We start from the raw sequence: 21,049 nt of genomic DNA on the forward strand, positions 1-21,049 counted from the left end.
CAGGCGCCGCGCTGGCGGGGACGCTGAATCCCGGCGTCCGCTTCGGCTTTTGCCGCATCCTATGACCGACCTTTTCGATTCCCTCGAGCCGCCCCGGGTCCCGCTGGCCGAGCGCATGCGGCCGAAGACCCTGGACGAAGTCGCCGGCCAGGCCCACCTGCTCGGGCCGGGCAAGCCCCTGCGCCTGGCGTTCGAGTCGCGCCGGCCGCACTCGATGATCCTGTGGGGGCCGCCCGGGGTCGGCAAGACCACCCTCGCGCGGCTGATGGCGCAGGGCTTCGATGCCGATTTCATCGCCCTGTCGGCGGTGTTCTCGGGGGTCAAGGAAATCCGCGAGGCGATTGGTCAGGCCCAGGCGGCCAAAGCGCGCGGGCGCCACACGATCCTCTTCGTCGACGAAGTGCATCGCTTCAACAAGGCCCAGCAGGACGCCTTCCTGCCCTATGTCGAGCAGGGGCTGGTGACTTTCATCGGCGCCACCACCGAGAACCCGTCGTTCGAAGTCAATTCCGCGCTGCTGTCGCGGGCCGCGGTGTACGTGCTCGAAGCGCTCGATGGCGAGGCGCTGGCGCGGCTGTTCGAGCGCGCCCACGCCGTCGCCTGCCCGGCGCTGGTGTTCGAGGACGATGCCCGCGCGCGCCTGATCGGCTTTGCCGACGGCGACGCACGCCGGCTGATGAACCTGATCGAGCAGGTCCAGATCGCCGCCGAGACCGCCGCCGTGGCCCCGGTCACCGCCGCCTTCATCGACCAGGCGCTGTCGCGCAAACTGCGCCGCTTCGACAAGGGCGGCGAAGCCTTCTACGACCAGATTTCGGCCCTGCACAAATCCGTGCGCGGCTCCGACCCCGATGCTGCGCTGTACTGGCTGTGCCGCATGCTCGACGGTGGCGCGGACCCGCTCTATCTGGGCCGCCGGCTGATCCGCATGGCCACCGAGGACATCGGCCTCGCCGACCCGCGCGCCCTCGAGATCGCCCTCAATGCCTGCGCCACCTACGAACGCCTGGGCTCGCCCGAGGGCGAACTCGCGCTCGCCGAAGCGACCCTCTTCATGGCCTGCGCGGCGAAGTCGAACGCGGTGTACAAAGCGTACAAGGCGGCGCGCGCCTTCGTCGCCCAGGACGACTCGCGGCCGGTGCCGCTGCGTCTGCGCAACGCCCCGACCAAGCTGATGAAGTCGCTCGATTACGGCAAGGCCTACCGCTACGCCCACGACGAACCCGAGGGCTACGCTGCGGGCGAGGACTACCTTCCTGACGGTATGCCCCGTCCCGCCTGGTACCGTCCGGTGGCGCGCGGCATGGAAGCGAAGATCGCCGAAAAGCTCGCCCACCTGCGCGCACTCGATGCCGCCGCGCGCAGCGACGCGAACACCTCTGACAACAGGGAAGGGCGGCTCAGTGGAGCAGGGGATGATCGGCCATGAACCGGGCGCAGACCGACGCCGCGCGCGCGGCCTTGTCGACATCGCCGTGGGCGTTGGCGCGTTCGATCAGATCGAGCATGTACCCGGTCAGGGCCATCACGCCTTCCGGCGTCTGCACCAAGCCGCAGGCCACCTGCGCGGCAGCCGCATCGGGAATCTCTTCGTGCTCGGCGATGAGGGCGATCTCATCGTCGGTCAAGTCGCAGTAGTCGAGGCAGTCACGAATCGATAGCATGCTGAACTCCTCATCGCGTAAACCATGCGCGCCTGGCGGCAGAAGCGCGGCTCTCTCCGCTTGCGCAACCGAGACTTTCAGAATAAGCGCTGAACGGGTTTTTTCAAGCACGAATTCGATGCTTCAAGTCATTGATTGGAAAAGTTAATTTTTGCGCTGCGGCATTGCTGGCGAAAGCCAGGAAAGCGAGCCGCTTGCGCGTGTTTTCATCGAAAGAGCTTCAGTATTTTGAGGCAAGCTCTTGATTAAACAGGTACCAGGAATTTCTCGATGCTCGATATCCAGCTTCTTCGCAACCACCTCGACACCGTCGCTGCGCGTCTTGCCCGCCGCGGCGTAGCGCTCGATACCGCGGCCTTCCAGGGCCTGGAAGACGAGCGCAAGCAGTTGCAGACCCGCACCCAGGAGCTGCAGGCGCGGCGCAACGCCTTGTCCAGGCAGATCGGCCTGCTCAAGAGCAAGGGCGAGGATGCCTCGGGTGTGATGGCCGAAGTCGGGCAGCTCGGTGACGAACTGAAGGCTTGCGAGCAGGCCCTGCCGGCGCTGCTCGAACGCATCGACGCCTTCCTCGCCATGCTGCCTAACCTGGCGCAGGAAAATGTGCCGGTGGGCGAGGACGAATCGGGCAACGTCGAGGTGCGGCGCTGGGGCACGCCGCGCAGCTACGACTTCGGGGTGCGCGACCATGTCGACCTGGGGGCGCCGCTGGGGCTCGATTTCGAAACCGGTGCCAAGCTGTCGGGGGCGCGTTTCGCTTTCCTGCGCGGTCCGGTCGCCCGCCTGCACCGCGCGCTCGCCCAGTTCATGCTCGACACCCACACCCGCGAGCACGGCTACACCGAGTGCTACACGCCCTACATCGTCAACCGCGACGCCCTGGTCGGCACCGGCCAGCTGCCGAAATTCAAGGAGGACCTGTTCTGGGTGCTGCGCGGCGGCGACGAGGCGGGGCAGGAGCAGTACCTCATCCCCACCGCCGAGATCACCCTCACCAACAGTGTGCGCGAAGAGGTCCTCGCGCTCGATGCGCTGCCGATCCGGCTCACCGCGCACAGCCCGTGCTTCCGCTCAGAAGCGGGCAGCGGCGGGCGCGACGTGCGCGGCATGATCCGCCAGCACCAGTTCGACAAGGTCGAGATGGTGCAGATCGTCGAACCGTCGAAGAGCGACGAGGCACTCGAGCAGATGGTTGGCCACGCCGAAGCGATCCTGCAAAAGCTCGAGCTGCCCTACCGGGTGATCACGCTGTGCACCGGCGACATGGGTTTTTCCGCGGCCAGGACCTACGACCTGGAAGTGTGGCTGCCGGCGCAGAACACGTATCGTGAAATCTCCAGCTGCTCCAACTGCGAATCCTTCCAGGCGCGGCGCATGCAGGCCCGGTTCAAGAATGCGCAGGGCAAGAACGAGCTGGTGCACACCCTCAACGGCTCCGGGCTGGCGGTAGGGCGGACCCTGGTCGCCGTGCTCGAGAACCATCAGCAGGCGGACGGCTCGGTCCTCGTTCCGAAGGCGCTCGTGCCCTACATGGGGGGCGTCGAGCGGCTCGAAGCGCCGCTCTGAAACGCGACCCGGGTCGCGCCTGTGGGCGAATCACCGGATCGCCGGGGCGATTCGTCCGGTCGTCGGGCGGTTCGTGCGGTTGTAGGGGCGACCCGTCGGGTCGCCCCTACCGTGGCTGGCCGAGGGAGAGGGCGGGCAGGTTCAGGGCGGACGAATAGGGTGCTTCGAGCCGCATCAGGATGTCGTGGTAGCTGCGCACGTTCTCAGTCATCACCACGGCTTCGCCGCCCCGCGCCGGGCCCGACTTCAGGCGCGCGGCGTATTCCGGTTTCGACAGCAGCGGCAGCACCGACTTCAGGTCCCACCATGATAGATCGTCCTTGCCCTGGCTGCGGGCGATGCTGCGTGCGCCGCTGAAGTGCCCCATGCCCAGGTTGTAGGCGGCGGTCGCCATCCACGCGCGGTCGGGTTCGGGGGTCTGTTCCGGCAGCTGCTCCCTGAGCATCGCCAGATAGCGCGCCCCGCCCAGGATGCTCTGGCGCGGATCGAGGCGGTTGGCGACACCGAGGCGATCGGCTGTGTCCGAAGTCAGCATCATCATTCCGCGCACTCCGGTAGGGGAGGTGGCGTCCGGGTTCCAGTGCGATTCCTGGTAGGCGACCGCGGCCAGGTAACGCCAATCGATTCCGGTCTGCGCCTCGGCCTCGTGGAAAAAGGCCCGGTAGCGCGGCAGGCGCTCGCGGATGCGGACGAGAAAAGTCGTGATGTCCGTGTCGTCGAGCCGGCGCACATGGCCGAAGTGGCGGTCGGCCAGGCGGGCCAGCCGGCCGCTGCTCCGGGCCTCTTCGATGAAGGCATCCACCGCCGCAGCCAGTTCGGGGTTGCCCAGCGGCATCGCCCAGGAGATCGACGAGCGTCCGGGCAGTTCGCGCACGATTGCCAGCTGCGGATGCACGCGCGAAGCGAAAGCGTAGTGCAGGCGGTCGGTGGCGACGAGGTCGAGCTCGCCGGCGGCAAGCTCCGCGAGCAGGGTTTCCTCGCCCGATCCGATCGGGAAGTTCACGTTCAGGGTCGGCACGCCCTTGCGGATCCGCGTCAGGTGCTCGGCGGCGAGCGAGCCGCGCCGGGCGCTGACGCTGCGGCCGGCGAGTCCGGCTTCGTCATCGATCGCCTCCGTATCGGCGCGGCCGGCGATCACATAATCGACCTCGCGCAGCGCCGCCGACCAGTGCAGCGGCAGGCGCTCGTTACGCCCCAGTCCGGCCGCTGCCAGATGGGCCCGCCCCAGGATCACCGCATCGAGCGCGCGGGTGGCGTCCGGATAACGGTCGAAGCGCACCGGAACCCCGAGCGCCTCGCCGAGTGCGAGCAGCAACTCGTATTCGAAGCCGCCGGCCTCGCCCTGGGCGTCGAGGTGATACGAGATCGCATCGTGGCGCGTCGCCACGCGCAGTTCGCCCAGGCTGCGGTAGTCGGCCAGCGGCAGCACCTGCTGCGGCCCGCAGGCGGTGAGGAAGAGGGCGACCAGAGCGATCAGCAGAAGGCGCAAAGTGAGCGGAGATGGCGGACGGAGAGCGGATTCTGCCCGTTGCCCGATCGGCGGGCAACGGCTGCGTCAGCGCGACTGCGTCAGGCCCGCCCGTACTTGTCCTCCAACCGTCGATGGCGTCCTTCCCCGCATAGGCGCCCGACTGGACCTCGATCAGCTCGAGTGGAATCTTGCCGGGGTTTTCCAGCGCGTGGATCTGGCCGATGGAAGTGTAGGTACCCCCTCGCGCCTACGGCGGCAGCGGCCATCGGGCGGATGGAAGCCGAGGTCGATGCTAGAATTCCCGCCCACATTCACTCCATGGCCGAGATCATGCTTTCCGAACAGCTCCGCGTCGAAATTCAGCGCAACGTCGCCGCCTCGCTCGCCGAGGACATCGGCACCGGGGATCTCACTGCGCGCCTGGTCGCTGCCGACACCGAGGCCCGTGGCCGCGTGATCACCCGCGAAAACGCCGTCGTCTGCGGTACTGCCTGGTTCGATGCCGCTTTTGCCGCGCTCAGCCCCGCGGCCGTCGTGCACTGGCATGTCAAGGACGGCGACACGGTGCTGGCCGGGCAGGTGCTGTGCGATATCATCGCCCGCGCCCGCGTGCTGCTCACCGCCGAGCGCACCGCGCTCAATTTCTTGCAACTGCTCTCGGGTACCGCCACCGTTACCCGCCGCTTTGTCGATGCCGTCGCCGGCACCCGGGCCAAAATCGTCGATACCCGCAAAACCCTGCCGGGCCTGCGGCTGGCGCAAAAATACGCCGTCGCCATCGGTGGGGGCACCAATCACCGCGTCGGGCTCTATGATGGAATCCTGATCAAGGAAAACCACATCATTGCCGCCGGGGGCATCCGCGAAGTGGTCGCAGAAGCCCGCGCCATCGCCCCGTCCAACGTTTTCATCGAAGTCGAGGTCGAAAATCTGGGGCAGTTGCGCGAAGCACTCGATGCCGGCGTGAAGATGGTCCTGCTCGACAATATGAGCCTCGAAGACATGTGCGAAGCGGTCTCGATCGCCGCCGGGCGGGCCGAGCTCGAGGCTTCCGGTGGTGTCAATCTCGAGCGCGTGCGCGCGATCGCCGAAACCGGCGTAGACCGCATATCGATCGGTACCCTGACCAAAGACGTCCGCGCCCTCGATCTGTCGCTTCGTCACGTCGAAGCGCAAGCCTGAAGAGCGCTCGTCCGGCACTACAGGCGCGCGCCGGGAAAAATGGGGCTGTGCGGGTAGGGGAGGGGCTGCAAAAACCCGGCGGGGGCCGGGCCTGCTGGTGCCTTGGGCGAGACTCGAACTCGCACGTCTTTCGACACTACCCCCTCAAGATAGCGTGTCTACCAATTTCACCACCAAGGCTTCTCGCCGCTGACGTCCGGCGATGCAAGCGGATGCGCCGGGAACAGCAGGAGGGCGCGGATTATGGCGGTGAGGGCTGGGGGGCGTCAAGCGCTGATCGCTGCGGCCCGGGGGGCGGCGCATTGCCGGTAAGGCGGCCGCGGCGGTTTTCGCTGCGCAGCCGTCCGGTGGTGGCTGGTGTTGTGGCGGCAGGGAGGATGCGCTTGGTATTGCAGCAATGTTTACTCGACCGGACGGTCGAGGTTTTACAATCCTGCACAAAATCCACCGGCCAGGATCTTTATGTTCTCCACTGCCCAGCCCATTTATCCCGTTCGTGCGATCCGCGAAATCGAAGACCAGCTCGTTCCCAGTGCGAAACCGTCGCTGATGGAACGCGCCGGGCGCGCCGCCGCCGAGGACGCTGTCCGCCTCATCCTCGACCGTCCGGGGGCGATCCTCGTCGCCTGTGGTCCGGGCAACAATGGTGGTGATGGTTTTGTCATGGCACGCCAGCTCGCCCAGGCCGGCCGTGAGGTCGTGGTCGCCTTCGCTGCGGTGCCGGAGCGTCTGCCCACCGAGGCGGCCAAGGCTCATGCGGACTACCTTGCCGCCGGCGGTACGATCGTCTCCGATCTGCCAGCCGCTCCGGCCAGCGGCTGGGCGCTGGTCGTCGATGCCTTGTTCGGCATCGGCCTCGCCCGTCCGATCGAAGGGCGCTACGCGGGCTGGATCGATTCCCTCAACGCGCAGCCGGCGCCGCGCATGGCACTCGACGTTCCCAGCGGGCTCGACGCCGATACCGGCCAGCCGCTGGGGACCACGTTCCGGGCGACGCATACCACCACGTTCATCGCCCTGAAGCCCGGCCTGCTCACCAATGACGGCCCCGATTACTGTGGCGAGATCAGCGTCCAGCGCCTCGATATCGAGGCGCCCGCATGGGTTCCGATGCGGGGCCAGGCCATTCGTCCCACGCTGTTTCGTGCCCACCTGCGCCCGCGTCCGCGCAACACCCATAAGGGAAACCATGGTGATGCCGGGATCCTTGGCGGCAACACCGGCATGGTCGGTGCCGCGCTGTTGGCCGGGCGTGCTGCGTTGTGGCTCGGTACCGGGCGCGTCTATGTCGGCCTGCTCGACGAGCATGGTCCCTCGGTTGATTGCTCCCAGCCCGAGCTGATGCTGCGCCGCGCCCACGCCCTGCCCGAGCGCCTCAGTGCGCTCGCCGTCGGCCCCGGCCTCGGCACTCAGCCCGCTGCCGAAGGTCTGCTTGCCGCCGCGCTCGGGCGTCCCGTTCCGCTCGTGCTCGATGCCGATGCCCTCAATCTGATCGGCACCGACGTCGCGCTGCAGTCCGCGCTCGCTGCACGCGAAGCTCCCAGCGTGCTCACGCCGCACCCGGCCGAAGCGGCCCGCATGCTTGGTTGCGACACCGCCTGCGTGCAGGGCGATCGTCTGCATGCCACGCTCGAAATCGCCCGCCGCCATCGTGCCCTGGTCGTGCTCAAGGGCTGCGGCAGTATCGTCGCGACACCCGACGAGCGCTGGTTCATCAATGGGACGGGCCATCCCGGCATGGCGACCGCGGGCATGGGCGATGTCCTGACCGGCTTGGTCGTGGGCCTGTTGGCCCAAGGGTGGCCCGCCGAATCAGCCCTGCTGGCCGCCGTCCATCTGCATGGTGCCGCCGCCGATCGGCTTGCCCGCGAAGGCATCGGTCCGGTGGGGCTGACCGCCAGTGAAACCATCGATGCAGCCCGTGGTGTTTTCAACGGGTGGCTGATCGAAGCCCAGCGCGATCCCCGCATCACACCTCCTCAGCGACCGATCCGCTAGCAGCCGTTCGGCGTCCGGGCCGCGTTGTGTTGCAGGGACGCTTGCCCGGGGCGGTATCAGGGTAGCGGGGCGTGACGGCGGTCGACGCGGACTTCGTGCGAGAGTTCGGCGTGGCCGTGCTCATCGACGGTTTCGAGGCGCACGGTGAATCCCCACAGACGCGCGAGGTGGCGCAGTACTTCGTCGGTGCTGTTGCCCAGCGGACGGCGGCGGTAGGGCTGGTGGCGCAGGGTCAGCGAGCGGTCGCCGCGCAGATCGACATTCCAGATCTGGACATAGGGTTCGCGGGCGCCGAGGTTGTAGTGGTCGGAGAGGATGTCGCGCACGTGCTGGAAGCCGTTCTCGTCGTGGATTGCGGAGACCTGAAGCTTGTCTTCGCGGTCGTCGTCGAGCACGGCGAACATGCGGAAGTCGCGCATGACCTTGGGTGACAGGTATTGCGCGACGAAGCTTTCGTCCTTGAAGTTGCGCATCGCGAAATCGAAGGTTTCGAGCCAGTCGCTGCCGGCGATGTCGGGGAACCAGTGGCGGTCTTCGTCGTCGGGGTGTTCGCAGATGCGGCGGATGTCCTGCCACATCGCGAAGCCCAGCGCGTAGGGGTTGATGCCGTTGAACCAGCGGCTGTTGTAGGGGGGTTGGTAGACGACGTTGGTGTGCGACTGGAGGAATTCGAGCATGAAGCTGTCGGACAGCAGCCCTTCGTCGTACAGCTGGTTGAGCAGGGTGTAGTGCCAGAAGGTGGCCCAGCCTTCGTTCATGACCTGAGTCTGGCGCTGGGGAAAGAAGTATTGCGCGATCTTGCGCACGATGCGCACGACTTCGCGCTGCCAGGGTTCGAGCAGGGGGGCGTTTTTCTCGATGAAGTAGAGCAGGTTTTCTTCCGGTTCGGGCGGGAAGCGCCGTTCGGCCTGGGGGCCGGGCTGGGTGTCGTGGGCGGGTAGGGTGCGCCAGAGGTCGTTGACCTGGCTCTGGAGGTATTCCTCGCGTTCTTGCTGGCGCAGTTTTTCCTTGGCCAGCGACAGCGGCGGGGGGCGCTTGTAGCGGTCTACGCCGAAGTTCATCAGGGCATGGCAGGAGTCGAGGACTTGCTCGACTTCTTCTTCGCCGTAACGTTCTTCGCAGGCGCTGATGTAGTTCCGCGCGAAGATGAGATAGTCGATGATGGCGTCGGCGTTGGTCCAGGTGCGGAACAGGTAGTTGCCCTTGAAGAAGCTGTTGTGGCCGTAGGCCGCGTGTGCGATCACCAGGCCCTGCATGGTCAGGGTGTTTTCCTCCATCAGGTAAGCGATGCAGGGGTTGGAGTTGATCACGATCTCGTAGGCCAGGCCCATCTGGCCGCGCTTGTAGCCTTTTTCGGTCGCGAGGAAGTGCTTGCCGAAGGACCAGTGGTGGTAGTTCACCGGCATGCCGACCGAGGCGTAGGCATCCATCATCTGTTCGGCGGTGATAATCTCGATCTGCACCGGGTAGGTGTCGAGGCGGAAATCGCCTGCAACGCGGGCGATTTCGGTGTGATAGCGCTCGATTGCCTCGACGGTCCATTCCGATCCGATCGGCAGGGGCGCCTTGCGGCGGCTACGGCCTTCCTTGGGGGACGTGGCTTTCATGCGATGGTCTTCTTGAACAGTTCGCGGAACACCGGGTAGATGTCGGCCGGAGTTTCGATGCGTTGCATGGCGAAATTGTCACGTTCGGCGGCGATCTTGGTGTATTCGCGCCACAGATTCTGGGGGTCGCCGGCGGTGATTTCGACGTAGGCGAAGTACTGGCACCAGGGCAGGATCTCATTGCCGAGGAGCCGCCCGCAGATGGGGGAGTCGTTGTCCCAGTTGTCGCCGTCGGACGCCTGGGCGCCGTAGATGTTCCATTGGCCGCTGGTGTAACGCTCGCGCAGGATGTCGCGCATCATCACCAGCGCGCTCGAGACCACGGTGCCGCCCGATTCGCGGGAGTGGAAAAATTCGTCTTCGGTGACTTCCTTGGCGACGGTGTGGTGGCGGATGAAGACGACTTCGATGTGCTCATAGGTGCGGGTAAGGAACAGGTAGAGCAGCATGAAGAAGCGCTTGGCAATGGATTTGCGCTCTTCATCCATCGAGCCGGAGACGTCCATCAGGCAGAACATCACCGCCCGCGTGCTCGGCCGTGGCACCTTGATGCGGTTGTTGTAGCGTAGATCGAAGCTGTCGATGAAGGGGATGCGTTCGACCTTGGCGTGGAGCAGGGCGAGTTCTTCGCGCAGCGCGCGCACTTCGTCGCTGTCTTCGCCGAGGCGGGCGAGGGTCTCGTCGAGTTCGAGCTGCAGCTCTCGGATGCGTGCGGCGTAGGGCGAGCCAAGCGCGAGGCGGCGTCCGAGGGCGCCGCGCATCGAGCGGATGATGTTGATGTTGGCCGGTGTGCCGTCAGACTTGAATCCGGCGCGCTGGGTCTTGTAGTCGGTGACCTTGGCGAGCTGGGTGCGGATCAGGCGCGGCAGTTCGAGATCCTCGAAGAAGAGGTCGAGGAATTCCTCGCGCGAGAGCTGGAAAACGAAGTCGTCCTCGTGTTCGCCCTCTTTGCTGGCCTTGCCCTTGCCGGCGCCACCGCCTTCACCGCCGAGCGGGCGGTTGATGCGGTCGCCGGCATTGAATTGGTCGTTGCCGGGGAAAATCTGCTCCCACACGCCGCCACGGCCGTGGTGCAGGGACGGTTCGGAAAGGTCGCGGGCGGGAATCGAAACCTGCTCGCCGTTGTCGAGATCGCGGATGGAACGGCCCTGGATGGCCTCGGACACCGCCTTGCGGATCTGCTGCTTGAAACGACGCATGAAGCGCTGGCGGTTAACCGCGCTCTTGTTCTTGCTGTCGAAGCGTCGATCGATGATGCGGACCATGCTGCCTCCCTTGGGCCGGCCGGGCCCTGTGGGGCGGTGAAACCCCGTAGGGCCCGGCGGGCGGTGTCAAGACGACTTGCGCACGCGCAGGTACCACTCGCACAGCAGGCGGACCTGCTTTTCGGTATAGCCCTTGTCGATCATGCGGTTGAGGAAGTCCTGGTGCTTTTTCTGCTCGTCGGCGCTGGCCTTGGCATTGAAGCTGATCACCGGCAGCAGGTCCTCAGTGTTGGAGAACATCTTCTTCTCGATCACCGCGCGCAGTTTTTCGTACGAGGTCCAGTTCGGGTTGCGGCCGTCGTGCTTGGCGCGGGCACGCAGCACGAAGTTGACGACTTCATTGCGGAAGTCCTTTGGATTGCTGATGCCGGCCGGTTTTTCGATCTTTTCCAGCTCTTCGTTGAGCGCTGCACGGTCGAGGATCTCGCCGGTGTTGGGGTCGCGGAATTCCTGGTCCTGGATCCAGAAGTCGGCATACGTGACGTAGCGGTCGAAGATGTTCTGGCCGTATTCGGAGTAGCTCTCGAGGTAGGCGGTCTGGATTTCCTTGCCGATGAACTCGGCGTAGCGCGGGGCGAGGTATTCCTTAATGTAGCCCAGGTAGCGCGCTTCGGTCTCGGCCGGGTACTGCTCGGCTTCGATCTGCTGCTCGAGGACGTACATCAGGTGCACCGGGTTGGCGGCGACTTCGCGGTGGTCGAAGTTGAACACCTTGGACAGGGCCTTGAAGGCGAAGCGCGTAGACAGCCCGGTCATGCCTTCGTCGACGCCGGCGTAGTCGCGGTATTCCTGGTAGCTCTTGGCCTTGGGGTCGGTGTCCTTGAGGTTTTCGCCGTCGTAGACCCGCATCTTGGAGAAGATGCTCGAGTTTTCCGGCTCCTTTAGGCGTGACAGTACGGCGAACTGCGCCATCATCTTCAGCGTGTCGGGGGCGCAGGGCGCTTCGGACAGCGAGCTGTGGACGAGCAGTTTTTCGTAGATGCGGATCTCGTCGGAGACGCGCAGGCAGTACGGCACCTTGACCGTGTAGATGCGGTCGAGGAAGGCTTCGTTGTTCTTGTTGTTCTTGAAGGCGACCCATTCGGACTCGTTCGAGTGCGCCATCACGATGCCGTCGAAGGGGATCGCGCCAAAGCCTTCGGTGCCCTTGTAGTTGCCCTCCTGGGTGGCGGTGAGCAGCGGGTGGAGGACCTTGATCGGGGCCTTGAACATTTCGACGAATTCGAGCAGGCCGCGGTTGGCCAGGCACAGTCCGCCGGAATAGCTGTAGGCGTCGGGGTCGTCCTGTGAGTACTGCTCGAGCTTGCGGATGTCGATCTTGCCGACCAGGGACGAGATGTCCTGGTTGTTCTCGTCGCCCGGTTCGGTCTTGGCCACTGCGATCTGGCGCAGCACCGAGGGGTTGAGCTTGACGACGCGGAATTTGGTGATGTCGCCGCCGTATTCGTGCAGGCGCTTGACCGCCCACGGGCTCATGACGGTGTCGAGGTAGCGGCGCGGAATGCCGAAATCGCCTTCGAGGATATGGGCGTCCTCGGTGGCGTCGAACAGAGCCAACGGGGACTCGTGCACCGGGGAGCCTTTGATGGAGTAGAAAGGAACCTTCTCGATCAGGCTCTTGAGCATTTCGGCGAGCGAAGACTTGCCGCCGCCGACCGGGCCGAGCAGGTAAAGGATCTGCTTCTTCTCTTCCAGACCCTGGGCGGCGTGGCGGAAGTAGGACACGATGTTCTCGATGACCTCTTCCATTCCGTAGAAGTCGCGGAAGGCCGGGTAGAGCTTGAGGATCTTGTTGGAGAAGATGCGCGACAGGCGCGGATCGAGGCGGGTGTCGACCAGTTCGGGCTCGCCGATCGCGTCCAGCATCCGTTCAGCCGCGGTGGCATAGGCCATCCGGTCGGCGCGGCACAGTTCGAGATATTCCTGGAGGGACATCTCCTCCTCGCGGGCAGCCTCGAAGCGGGCCTGGTAGGCGTTGAAGATGGTCATGGAAGTCTCCTGTCCGAGCGAAGTGCGGTGCCGATCGATCGCAACCGCCAAGAAACAACGTTTGCTGCGTCAGCCGCCTTGTGCGACGGGGTCCGGTTTGCCCACCCTGCCGGCGCCGGATCTGTTGATCATAGGATATGACGAGCCGAGGCCGAGTTCCTCCCCCGGGCGGTCTTTTTTTATCGCGAATCCTTTTCCGGCCACACGATGGGGGCGGCCCGGAGCACATCGGCGGTGTCCCCGGCGGGGAGGGTGCGCGGCTTCCGCGCTCCTGCGGGGCGGAACCGTGCGCTGTGCTAGAATCGCGCTCTTCGTACAACGTGTTCACGCTGGCGAGGGATGCGTGTGCTGTGTTTCGGCGCGTGTCCTTGGAAGGGCGGGAACGGATTTTTGACTTCTCAGGATCGACTCAATGGAGCAGAACCAGGAAACCCCGAGCGCGCTGGAGCGCCGTATCGACATCGCCGTTTCGCTGGCGGACATCGAGAAAGAGGTGGATGACCGCCTCAAGCGTATCGCCCGCACGGTGAAGATGGCGGGTTTCCGCCCGGGCAAGGTGCCGATGAAGATCGTTGCCCAGACGCACGGTGGCCAGGCCCGTGGCGAGGCGGTCGGTGCCGCGGTGGAAAAGGCTTTCGGCGACAAGGTGCGTGCGGAAAACCTGCGCGTTGCCGGTTATCCGCAGATCCAGCCCAAGGAGGCCGCTACCGAAGGCACCCTGGAATTCACCGCGGTGTTCGAAGTGTACCCCGAGGTGGTGGTCGGCGATCTTGCCGGCCAGAAGATCGAGCGTCCCGTGCTGAGCGTCGGTGAGGCCGAAGTCGACCAGACCATCGACGTGCTGCGCAAGCAGCGCACCACGTTCACCGCCGTCGATCGTGCCGCAGCCGAAGGCGACCGTGTCGTGATCGACTTCACCGGGCGCAAGGACGGTGAGGTGTTCGATGGTGGTCAGGCTCAGGATTTCCCCTTCGTGATCGGCGCTGGATCGATGCTGAAGGAGTTTGAGGGCGCGGTTGCCGGTCTCAAGGCGGGCGACAGCAAGACTTTCGATATGACCTTCCCCGAGGACTATCACGCACAGCACCTGGCCGGCCAGGCGGTGCAGTTCGAGGTCACGCTCAAGGCGGTCGAAGAGGCCGTGCTGCCGACCGTCGATGGCGACTTCGCCAAGGCGCTCGGTGTGGCCGATGGTGACGTCTCCAAGCTGCGCGAGGAGGTGAAGGCCAATCTCGAGCGCGAGGTGAAGCGCCGCATCCAGTCCCGCGTGAAGGAACAGGTCATGGAGGCGCTGCTCGCCGCGACTCCGATCGAAGTGCCCAAGGCGCTGGTGCAGGCCGAGTCCGAGCAACTCGCCAACAGCGCCCGCCGCGACCTGGAAATGCGCGGCCTCAAGACCAAGGACATTTCGGTGGAGCCGGCCTGGTTTGCCGATCAGGCGGTGCGTCGGGTCAAGCTCGGCCTGATCATGGCCGAACTGGTGAAGGCCAACGAACTCCATGCCAAGCCCGAGCAGGTGCGTGCCTTGGTCGAGGAAATGGCGCAGAGCTATGAGGATCCGTCCGAACTGATGCGCTGGTACTACTCCGAACCCGAACGCCTGGCCCAGGCCGAAGCCGTGGTCATCGAAGATAACGTCGTCGCCTGGGTCAGCACCAAGGCCGACACGACCGACAAGGACGTGGCGTTCGACGAACTGATGGGCAACAACGCGGCCTGATGCCGCAGAGGGTCTGATCCATGATGCAAGGAACACCCCAGCACAGCAGCGACTGGAACCCGGTCGGTCTCGGCCTGGTTCCGATGGTGGTCGAGCAGAGCGGTCGCGGCGAGCGCGCTTACGACATCTATTCGCGCCTTCTGAAGGAGCGGGTGGTGTTCCTGGTCGGCCCGGTCAATGACGTCACTGCGAACCTCATCGTCGCCCAGTTGTTGTTCCTCGAGTCGGAAAATCCGGACAAGGACATTTATTTCTACATCAACTCGCCCGGCGGTTCGGTGACTGCCGGGATGGCGATCTACGACACGATGCAGTTCGTCAAGCCGAACGTCAGCACGCTGTGCATCGGCCAGGCGGCGAGCATGGGCGCTTTCCTGCTGGCGGCGGGCGAGAAGGGCAAGCGTTTCATCCTGCCCAATTCGCGGGTGATGATCCATCAGCCCCTCGGTGGGTTCCAGGGCCAGGCCTCGGACATCGAGATCCATGCCCGCGAAATCCTCTACCTGCGCTCGCGCCTCAATGACATGCTATCCAAGCATACCGGCCAGCCGCTCGAGCGCATCGAGAAGGACACCGATCGCGACAACTTCATGTCCGCTGCGGCGGCGGTCGAGTACGGCCTGGTCGACAAGGTGCTGACCAGTCGCGACGACACCTGATTCAGGAGAGATTTCACATGGCGGACAAGAAGGCAGGCGGCGAAAAGCTGCTGTACTGCTCGTTCTGCGGCAAGAGCCAGCATGAGGTGCGCAAGCTGATTGCCGGCCCCTCCGTCTTCATTTGCGACGAATGCATCGAGCTGTGCAACGACATCATCCGCGATGAGATCGTCGGCGCCGCGGATTCGGAAAATCTCAAGGGTGCGCTGCCGACGCCGCACGAGATCTGCGGAATCCTCGATCAGTACGTGATCGGGCAGGCGCAGGCCAAGCGCAACCTGGCGGTGGCCGTGTACAACCACTACAAGCGCTTGCGCCACCTCGAAGCCAAGCAGGATGATGTCGAACTGGCCAAGAGCAACATCTTGCTGATCGGCCCCACCGGCTCGGGTAAGACCTTGCTTGCGCAGACGCTCGCGCGCCTGCTCAACGTGCCCTTCGTCATGGCCGATGCCACGACGCTGACCGAAGCCGGCTACGTCGGCGAGGACGTCGAGAACATCATCCAGAAACTGCTGCAGAAGTGCGACTACGACGTCGACAAGGCGCAGCAGGGCATCATCTACATCGACGAGATCGACAAGATTTCGCGCAAGGCCGACAACCCTTCGATCACCCGGGATGTCTCCGGCGAGGGGGTGCAGCAGGCGCTGCTCAAGCTGGTGGAAGGTACGGTGGCGTCGATCCCGCCCCAAGGCGGGCGCAAGCATCCGAACCAGGATTTCATCCAGGTCGACACCACCAACGTGCTCTTCATCTGCGGTGGTGCCTTTGATGGCCTGGAAAAGGTCATCCGCAATCGTACCGAGAAGGTCGGCATCGGTTTCGGTGCCGAGGTCAAGAGCCGCGAGGCGAAGAGCCTGACCGATACTTTCCGTCAGGTCGAGCCGGAAGATCTGATCAAGTTCGGCCTGATTCCCGAGCTGATTGGCCGTCTGCCAGTGGTCGCGACGCTGCAGGAACTCGACGAGGATGCCCTCATCCAAATTCTTGTCGAGCCCAAGAATGCGCTGGTAAAGCAGTACCAGAAGCTGTTTTCGATGGAAGGGGTCGAGCTCGAGATTCGTCCGAGCGCCCTGCATGCAGTGGCCCGCAAGGCGATCAAGCGCAAAACCGGCGCGCGCGGCTTGCGCTCGATTCTCGAGGCCGCGTTGCTCGACATCATGTACGACCTGCCTGCCCTGGAAGGGGTGGAAAAGGTCGTGGTGGACGAGTCGATCATCGAAGAAGGGGGTAAGCCTTTGCTGATTTACGCCGAGCAGCAGAAGGTGTCGGGCGCCAACTGAAAGGCTCTCCCGCACCTTCGGTGTGCGGGGCCGAATTCAACCCGCCGCTTGAATTTCCAGGTCACGCCCATAAATGGGGGTGACCTTTTGCTTAAGGAAAGAAAAAATGTCGGGTCCTGCTGACCTCCCCAACGAAGCGATGGAAATGCCGCTGTTGCCGCTGCGCGACGTGGTGGTCTTTCCGCACATGGTCATCCCGCTGTTCGTCGGTCGTCCCAAGAGCATCAAGGCGCTGGAAAACGCCATGGAGGCGGGAAAGAGCATTTTGCTGGTGGCGCAGAAGTCCGCCGCCAAGGACGAGCCGTCGGTCGAAGACTTGTATTCGATCGGTTGCGTCGCCAACATCCTGCAGATGCTGAAGCTGCCCGATGGCACCATCAAGGTTCTGGTCGAGGGTGTGCAGCGGGCCCTCATCGATACCGTCGAGGACCAGCAAAGCCTGTTCGTTGCGACGGTGAGGCCGGTCCCGCTTGCCGAAAGCGGCGACAACGAGCAGGAGGCGATGCGGCGCGCGATCATCGCCCAATTCGATCAGTACGTTAAGCTCAACAAAAAAATTCCCCCGGAAATCCTCGGTTCGCTTGCCGGCATCGAGGAAGCCGGTCGCCTTGCCGATACCATCGCCGCCCATCTGCCGCTGCGCCTGGAGCAGAAGCAGGAAGTGCTGGAGATGTTCGATACCGGTGCTCGCCTTGAGAAGCTGCTGACCCAGCTCGAGGGGGAACTCGACATCCTCCAGGTGGAAAAGCGTATCCGCGGCCGGGTCAAGCGCCAGATGGAGAAGAGCCAGCGCGAGTACTACCTGAATGAGCAGGTCAAGGCGATCCAGAAGGAACTCGGCGAAGGCGAGGACGGCGCCGACCTCGAGGAGATGGACAAGAAGATCAAGGCCGCCGGGATGCCGAAGGAGGCTTTGGCCAAGGCCGAGGCCGAGTTCAAGAAGCTGCGCCTGATGTCGCCGATGTCCGCTGAGGCGACCGTCGTGCGTAACTACATCGATACCCTGATCGGCCTGCCGTGGAAGAAGAAGTCGCGGGTCAGTAAAGACCTGGGCGAGGCCGAAAAGGTGCTCGACAAGGATCACTACGGCCTGGAGCGCGTCAAGGAACGGATCCTCGAATACCTCGCCGTGCAGCAGCGCGTGGATAAGGTCAAGGCGCCGATCCTGTGCCTGGTCGGCCCCCCGGGCGTGGGAAAGACCTCGCTTGGCCAGTCGATCGCCAAGGCGACCAACCGCAAGTTCATCCGCATGGCGCTGGGCGGAGTGCGTGACGAGGCCGAGATCCGCGGCCACCGGCGCACCTATATCGGCTCGATGCCGGGCAAGATCCTGCAGAACATGGGCAAGGTCGGAGTGAAGAATCCGCTCTTCCTGCTCGATGAGGTCGACAAACTCGGCATGGACTTCCGCGGCGATCCGTCCTCGGCTTTGCTCGAAGTACTCGACCCGGAGCAGAACCACACGTTCCAGGACCATTACGTCGAGGTCGACTTCGATCTTTCAGACGTGATGTTCGTCGCTACGGCGAATACGTTGAACATTCCGGCTGCGCTCCTTGATCGGATGGAGGTGATCCGTCTGTCGGGATACACGGAAGATGAGAAAGTCAATATCGCTCAGCGCTATCTGCTACCCAAGCAGATAAAAAACAACGGCTTGAGGACGGAGGAGATGTCGCTGACCGAGGACGCGCTGCGCGACATCGTGCGCTATTACACGCGCGAAGCGGGGGTGCGTAGCCTTGAGCGCGAGATTTCCAAAGTCTGCCGCAAGGTGGTCAAGCAACTCTTGCTGAAGAGCCGCAGCAGCAAGGTGGTGGTCAACGCGAAGAACCTCGACAAGTTCCTGGGGGTACGCAAGTACAGCTTCGGCATGGCCGAGAAGGAAAACCAGATCGGCCAGGTTACCGGCTTGGCGTGGACCGAAGTCGGTGGCGAACTGCTCACCGTCGAAGCGGTGCAGCTGCCCGGCAAGGGCAAGGTATTGACCACCGGCAAGCTCGGTGAAGTGATGCAGGAGTCGATCCAGGCCGCCCTTTCGGTGGTACGCAAGCGCGCGCGCTCGCTCGGCATCGATCCCGAATTTCATCAGAAGAGCGACATCCACATTCACCTGCCCGAAGGAGCCATCCCGAAGGATGGTCCCTCGGCGGGGATCGCGATCTCTACGGCGCTGGTGTCGGTGCTGACCGGTATCCCGGTGCGCTGTGATGTGGCGATGACCGGAGAGATCACCTTGCGCGGAGAGGTCCTGGCGATCGGCGGTCTCAAGGAAAAGCTTCTGGCCGCCGTTCGTGGCGGTATCCGGACAGCGCTGATTCCGGAGGAAAACGTCAAGGATCTGGCCGAGATTCCAGACAACATCAAGAATGCGATCGAGATCGTACCTGTGAAGTGGATTGACCGCGTCCTCGAACTCGCTCTCGAGCGCAAGCCCGAGCCGCTTCCGGAAGAGGCAACGAGCGTGGCTGCGACGGTGGCCGGCACCACGGAAGAGGCCCCTGGCACGCAGACGGGTGCGCGCGCTCATTGAATCGCCCCTTCCGATGACGCCTTGGTAACGGCCGCCGCGAACCTCATCCGGAAGCAGTCGTTAGTGCTGCCGCAGTGTCGTTGACAGGCCTGAATTCAGCGCGCTATAAGACAGGCAGGTGTGACGCAGTCTGGTTTCTTGAGTGGCTCTGAGTCCCGCGCCCGGCGCGGATCTGGTGAAGTTCGTTCGAACGCAGTTCACATCCGGAGGGATTACGTGAATAAACAAGAACTTGTCGCTAGTATTGCGGAGAAGGCCTCACTCACTAAAGCGGATGCCGGGCGCGCGCTCGATGCGGCGGTCGCAACCGTGACCGAAGCGCTCCGGCAAAACGATACGGTCACCCTGGTTGGCTTCGGTTCTTTCTATCTTGGGGAGCGTGCCGCCCGTACGGGGCGCAATCCGCGCACAGGAAAGAACATCAAAATCAAGGCTGCCAAAGTCCCTAAGTTCCGCGCTGGCAAAAGTCTGAAAGAAACGGTAAACTAACAGACTTTGCTGTTGCCGCCTGTACTGTCGAAGGCGGTACGATGCGCGGGTGCTTAGCTCAGTTGGTAGAGCGCTAGCCTTACAAGCTGGATGTCGGCGGTTCGATCCCGTCAGCACCCACCAAAGATTTATAAGCCCGGACTTGTTCCGGGTTTGTTTTCAGTGCTTGCTTCGGCATTTCGCCGATGCTGAGATTCAATGCAGATAGGCGTTGGTGCAATAAAATGTCCTCCACCCCGGCGGCGCCGGATTTCGTGACGGTTTGAGGTCGAGCATGGCAGCGCGAACGAAGATGGATCCTGGCACAAGCAAGCCGAAGTACCGCTACCGGGTCACGAACTGGGCTGAGTACGACCGTGGGCTGGTCAGTCGGGGCGATCTGACGATCTGGTTCGACGAGGCGACGATCAAGGACGGCTGGACGCCCCCGCCGCCGGTCGGGCGCGGCAAGCCTGGCCTGTATTCGGCGCTGGCGATCCAGACCTGCCTGACCCTGAAGACGCTGTTTCAGCTGCCCTACCGCGCCACCGAAGGGCTGATGAAGTCGCTGATGCGCCTCAATGGGCTCGATCTTCCGGTGCCCGACCACACCCACATGTCGCGCCGGGCGGCGCAACTGGCGGTGAAGATTCCGCGGCGCCCGCGCAAGGGGCCGGTTCATGTCGTGGTCGACTCGACCGGCCTGAAGATCTTTGGCGAGGGCGAATGGAAGGTTCGCCAGCACGGGGTCGGCAAGCGCCGCACCTGGCGCAAGATCCATCTGGCGGTCGATGAGGCCGAGAAGGACATCATCGGCATCGAGGTCACCACCGCCGACTGGGGCGACAACGAAGTGCTTTCCGAACTGCTCGCGCAGGTCGATGGCGCGGTGATCCAGGTTTCGGCCGACGGCGCCTACGATACCGAAGGCTGCCATCGCAGCATTGCCGAACGCGGCGCCAAGGCGACGATTCCGCCCCGAGACGGCGCGGTCCCCTGGGGGGACGATCATCCGCGCGATGCCATCCTTCAGGCGATTGCCGAGCGCGGGCGAGACGGCTGGAAAGACGATAGCCGCTACCATCGGCGCAGCCTTGCCGAGAACATGATGTTCCGCCTCAAGCAACTGGGTGATCGGCTGTTCTCGCGAATCTTCGAGCGTCAGGTGGCCGAAGCCCATGTCCGGGCCGCCATCCTCAACCGCTTCACCTACCTGGGCATGCCGCAATCGGTCCGGGCTGGGCAAATTGCGCCTGCTGCATGAAGCGGGAGGGGGAAAGGGGCAAATCATGCCGAAAGCCCAGAAGCTAAGCATTTGTTATATAAGAATTTGTTAATAGTGCACCAACGCCATGCAGATATACTCGAAAAAATAAGTTTGAAAAGCGGTTGACGGCGAGTTTTCAAGAATACATAATTCGCCTCCTTCGCTGCACGAGCAGCGGTTCTTTAAAAAATTGGACAACCGATAAGTGTGGGTGCTTGGTGGTTGTGGCTGAGACGGTTAATGCCGTTTGGTTTCACAATGATTAAGTGCTCATGCTGATGTAAGTCAGTATTTTGAGTACTTTGTAGGATTGAACTTAAGAGTTTGATCCTGGCTCAGATTGAACGCTGGCGGCATGCTTTACACATGCAAGTCGA

General features: G+C 63.6%; 15 protein-coding genes, 2 tRNA genes and 1 rRNA gene. 12 read left to right on the forward strand and 6 right to left on the reverse strand.

Annotated elements, in window-relative coordinates:
• The first annotated feature begins 61 nt into the window (after positions 1-61).
• On the forward strand, positions 62-1,429 hold the full coding sequence (locus MXC99_RS10030; RefSeq protein ID WP_247725310.1) for a replication-associated recombination protein A: 1,368 nt from the start codon (positions 62-64) through the stop codon (positions 1,427-1,429).
• Here the strand turns inward: MXC99_RS10030 and MXC99_RS10035 are convergent.
• Complete coding sequence (locus MXC99_RS10035) at positions 1,401-1,664, reverse strand: hypothetical protein (RefSeq protein ID WP_247725311.1); 264 nt, start codon at positions 1,662-1,664, stop codon at positions 1,401-1,403. The genes MXC99_RS10030 and MXC99_RS10035 overlap by 29 nt on opposite strands.
• A gap of 270 nt (positions 1,665-1,934) precedes the next feature.
• On the opposite strand from MXC99_RS10035, the gene serS reads away from it, so the two are divergent.
• Entirely contained in the window at positions 1,935-3,227 is a 1,293-nt protein-coding gene (gene serS, locus MXC99_RS10040; protein ID WP_247725312.1) for a serine--tRNA ligase, read from the forward strand.
• A 106-nt stretch (positions 3,228-3,333) separates the two neighbouring features.
• Here serS and mltF read toward each other — a convergent pair whose 3' ends face one another.
• Positions 3,334-4,716 carry a membrane-bound lytic murein transglycosylase MltF gene (gene mltF / locus MXC99_RS10045; protein WP_247725313.1) on the reverse strand — a complete coding sequence of 461 codons (1,383 nt, stop codon included), beginning with the start codon at positions 4,714-4,716 and terminating at the stop codon, positions 3,334-3,336.
• Between the two features lie 312 nt (positions 4,717-5,028).
• Here mltF and nadC point away from each other — a divergent pair, with 312 nt between their 5' ends.
• Positions 5,029-5,880, forward strand: a complete 852-nt coding sequence (gene nadC / locus MXC99_RS10055; protein WP_247725314.1) for a carboxylating nicotinate-nucleotide diphosphorylase — start codon at positions 5,029-5,031, stop codon at positions 5,878-5,880.
• 95 nt (positions 5,881-5,975) lie between these two features.
• Here the strand turns inward: nadC and MXC99_RS10060 are convergent.
• A tRNA-Leu gene (locus tag MXC99_RS10060) sits at positions 5,976-6,060 on the reverse strand.
• Positions 6,061-6,342: 282 nt separating this feature from the next.
• Between MXC99_RS10060 and MXC99_RS10065 the strand changes: the two genes are divergently transcribed.
• Positions 6,343-7,878: an NAD(P)H-hydrate dehydratase gene (locus MXC99_RS10065; protein WP_247725315.1), complete on the forward strand. Its 1,536-nt coding sequence runs from the start codon at positions 6,343-6,345 to the stop codon at positions 7,876-7,878.
• Positions 7,879-7,934: 56 nt separating this feature from the next.
• Here the strand turns inward: MXC99_RS10065 and MXC99_RS10070 are convergent, their stop codons facing one another.
• The 3 genes from MXC99_RS10070 to MXC99_RS10080 all read right to left on the reverse strand — a co-directional run bounded on the left by MXC99_RS10070 (position 7,935) and on the right by MXC99_RS10080 (position 12,739).
• Positions 7,935-9,485: a SpoVR family protein gene (locus MXC99_RS10070; RefSeq protein WP_247725316.1), complete on the reverse strand. Its 1,551-nt coding sequence runs from the start codon at positions 9,483-9,485 to the stop codon at positions 7,935-7,937.
• Positions 9,482-10,750, reverse strand: a complete 1,269-nt coding sequence (locus MXC99_RS10075; protein ID WP_247725317.1) for a YeaH/YhbH family protein — start codon at positions 10,748-10,750, stop codon at positions 9,482-9,484. Before MXC99_RS10075 ends, MXC99_RS10070 begins: the two co-directional genes overlap by 4 nt.
• A 66-nt stretch (positions 10,751-10,816) precedes the next feature.
• Complete coding sequence (locus MXC99_RS10080; RefSeq protein WP_247725318.1) at positions 10,817-12,739, reverse strand: PrkA family serine protein kinase; 1,923 nt, start codon at positions 12,737-12,739, stop codon at positions 10,817-10,819.
• Positions 12,740-13,151: 412 nt separating this feature from the next.
• Here MXC99_RS10080 and tig point away from each other — a divergent pair, with 412 nt between their 5' ends.
• The 8 genes from tig to MXC99_RS10120 form a co-directional block, all read left to right on the forward strand.
• Positions 13,152-14,459, forward strand: coding sequence for a trigger factor (gene tig / locus MXC99_RS10085; RefSeq protein ID WP_247725319.1), 1,308 nt, complete (start codon positions 13,152-13,154; stop codon positions 14,457-14,459).
• Positions 14,460-14,479: 20 nt separating this feature from the next.
• Positions 14,480-15,118, forward strand: coding sequence for an ATP-dependent Clp endopeptidase proteolytic subunit ClpP (clpP, locus tag MXC99_RS10090; protein WP_247725320.1), 639 nt, complete (start codon positions 14,480-14,482; stop codon positions 15,116-15,118).
• A 17-nt stretch (positions 15,119-15,135) separates the two neighbouring features.
• Complete coding sequence (clpX, locus tag MXC99_RS10095; protein ID WP_247725321.1) at positions 15,136-16,404, forward strand: ATP-dependent Clp protease ATP-binding subunit ClpX; 1,269 nt, start codon at positions 15,136-15,138, stop codon at positions 16,402-16,404.
• Positions 16,405-16,510: 106 nt separating this feature from the next.
• Positions 16,511-18,937, forward strand: coding sequence for an endopeptidase La (lon, locus tag MXC99_RS10100; protein ID WP_247725322.1), 2,427 nt, complete (start codon positions 16,511-16,513; stop codon positions 18,935-18,937).
• A 120-nt stretch (positions 18,938-19,057) separates the two neighbouring features.
• On the forward strand, positions 19,058-19,426 hold the full coding sequence (locus MXC99_RS10105; protein WP_282100147.1) for an HU family DNA-binding protein: 369 nt from the start codon (positions 19,058-19,060) through the stop codon (positions 19,424-19,426).
• A 47-nt stretch (positions 19,427-19,473) separates the two neighbouring features.
• Positions 19,474-19,549 (forward strand) — tRNA-Val (locus MXC99_RS10110).
• A gap of 151 nt (positions 19,550-19,700) precedes the next feature.
• Entirely contained in the window at positions 19,701-20,669 is a 969-nt protein-coding gene (locus tag MXC99_RS10115; protein ID WP_432654243.1) for an IS5 family transposase, read from the forward strand.
• Between the two features lie 315 nt (positions 20,670-20,984).
• A 16S ribosomal RNA gene (locus MXC99_RS10120) occupies positions 20,985-21,049 on the forward strand; the annotation flags it as partial.

The sequence above is a fragment of the Thauera aromatica genome (genome assembly GCF_023093595.1).
Lineage (GTDB): Bacteria > Pseudomonadota > Gammaproteobacteria > Burkholderiales > Rhodocyclaceae > Thauera > Thauera aromatica_A.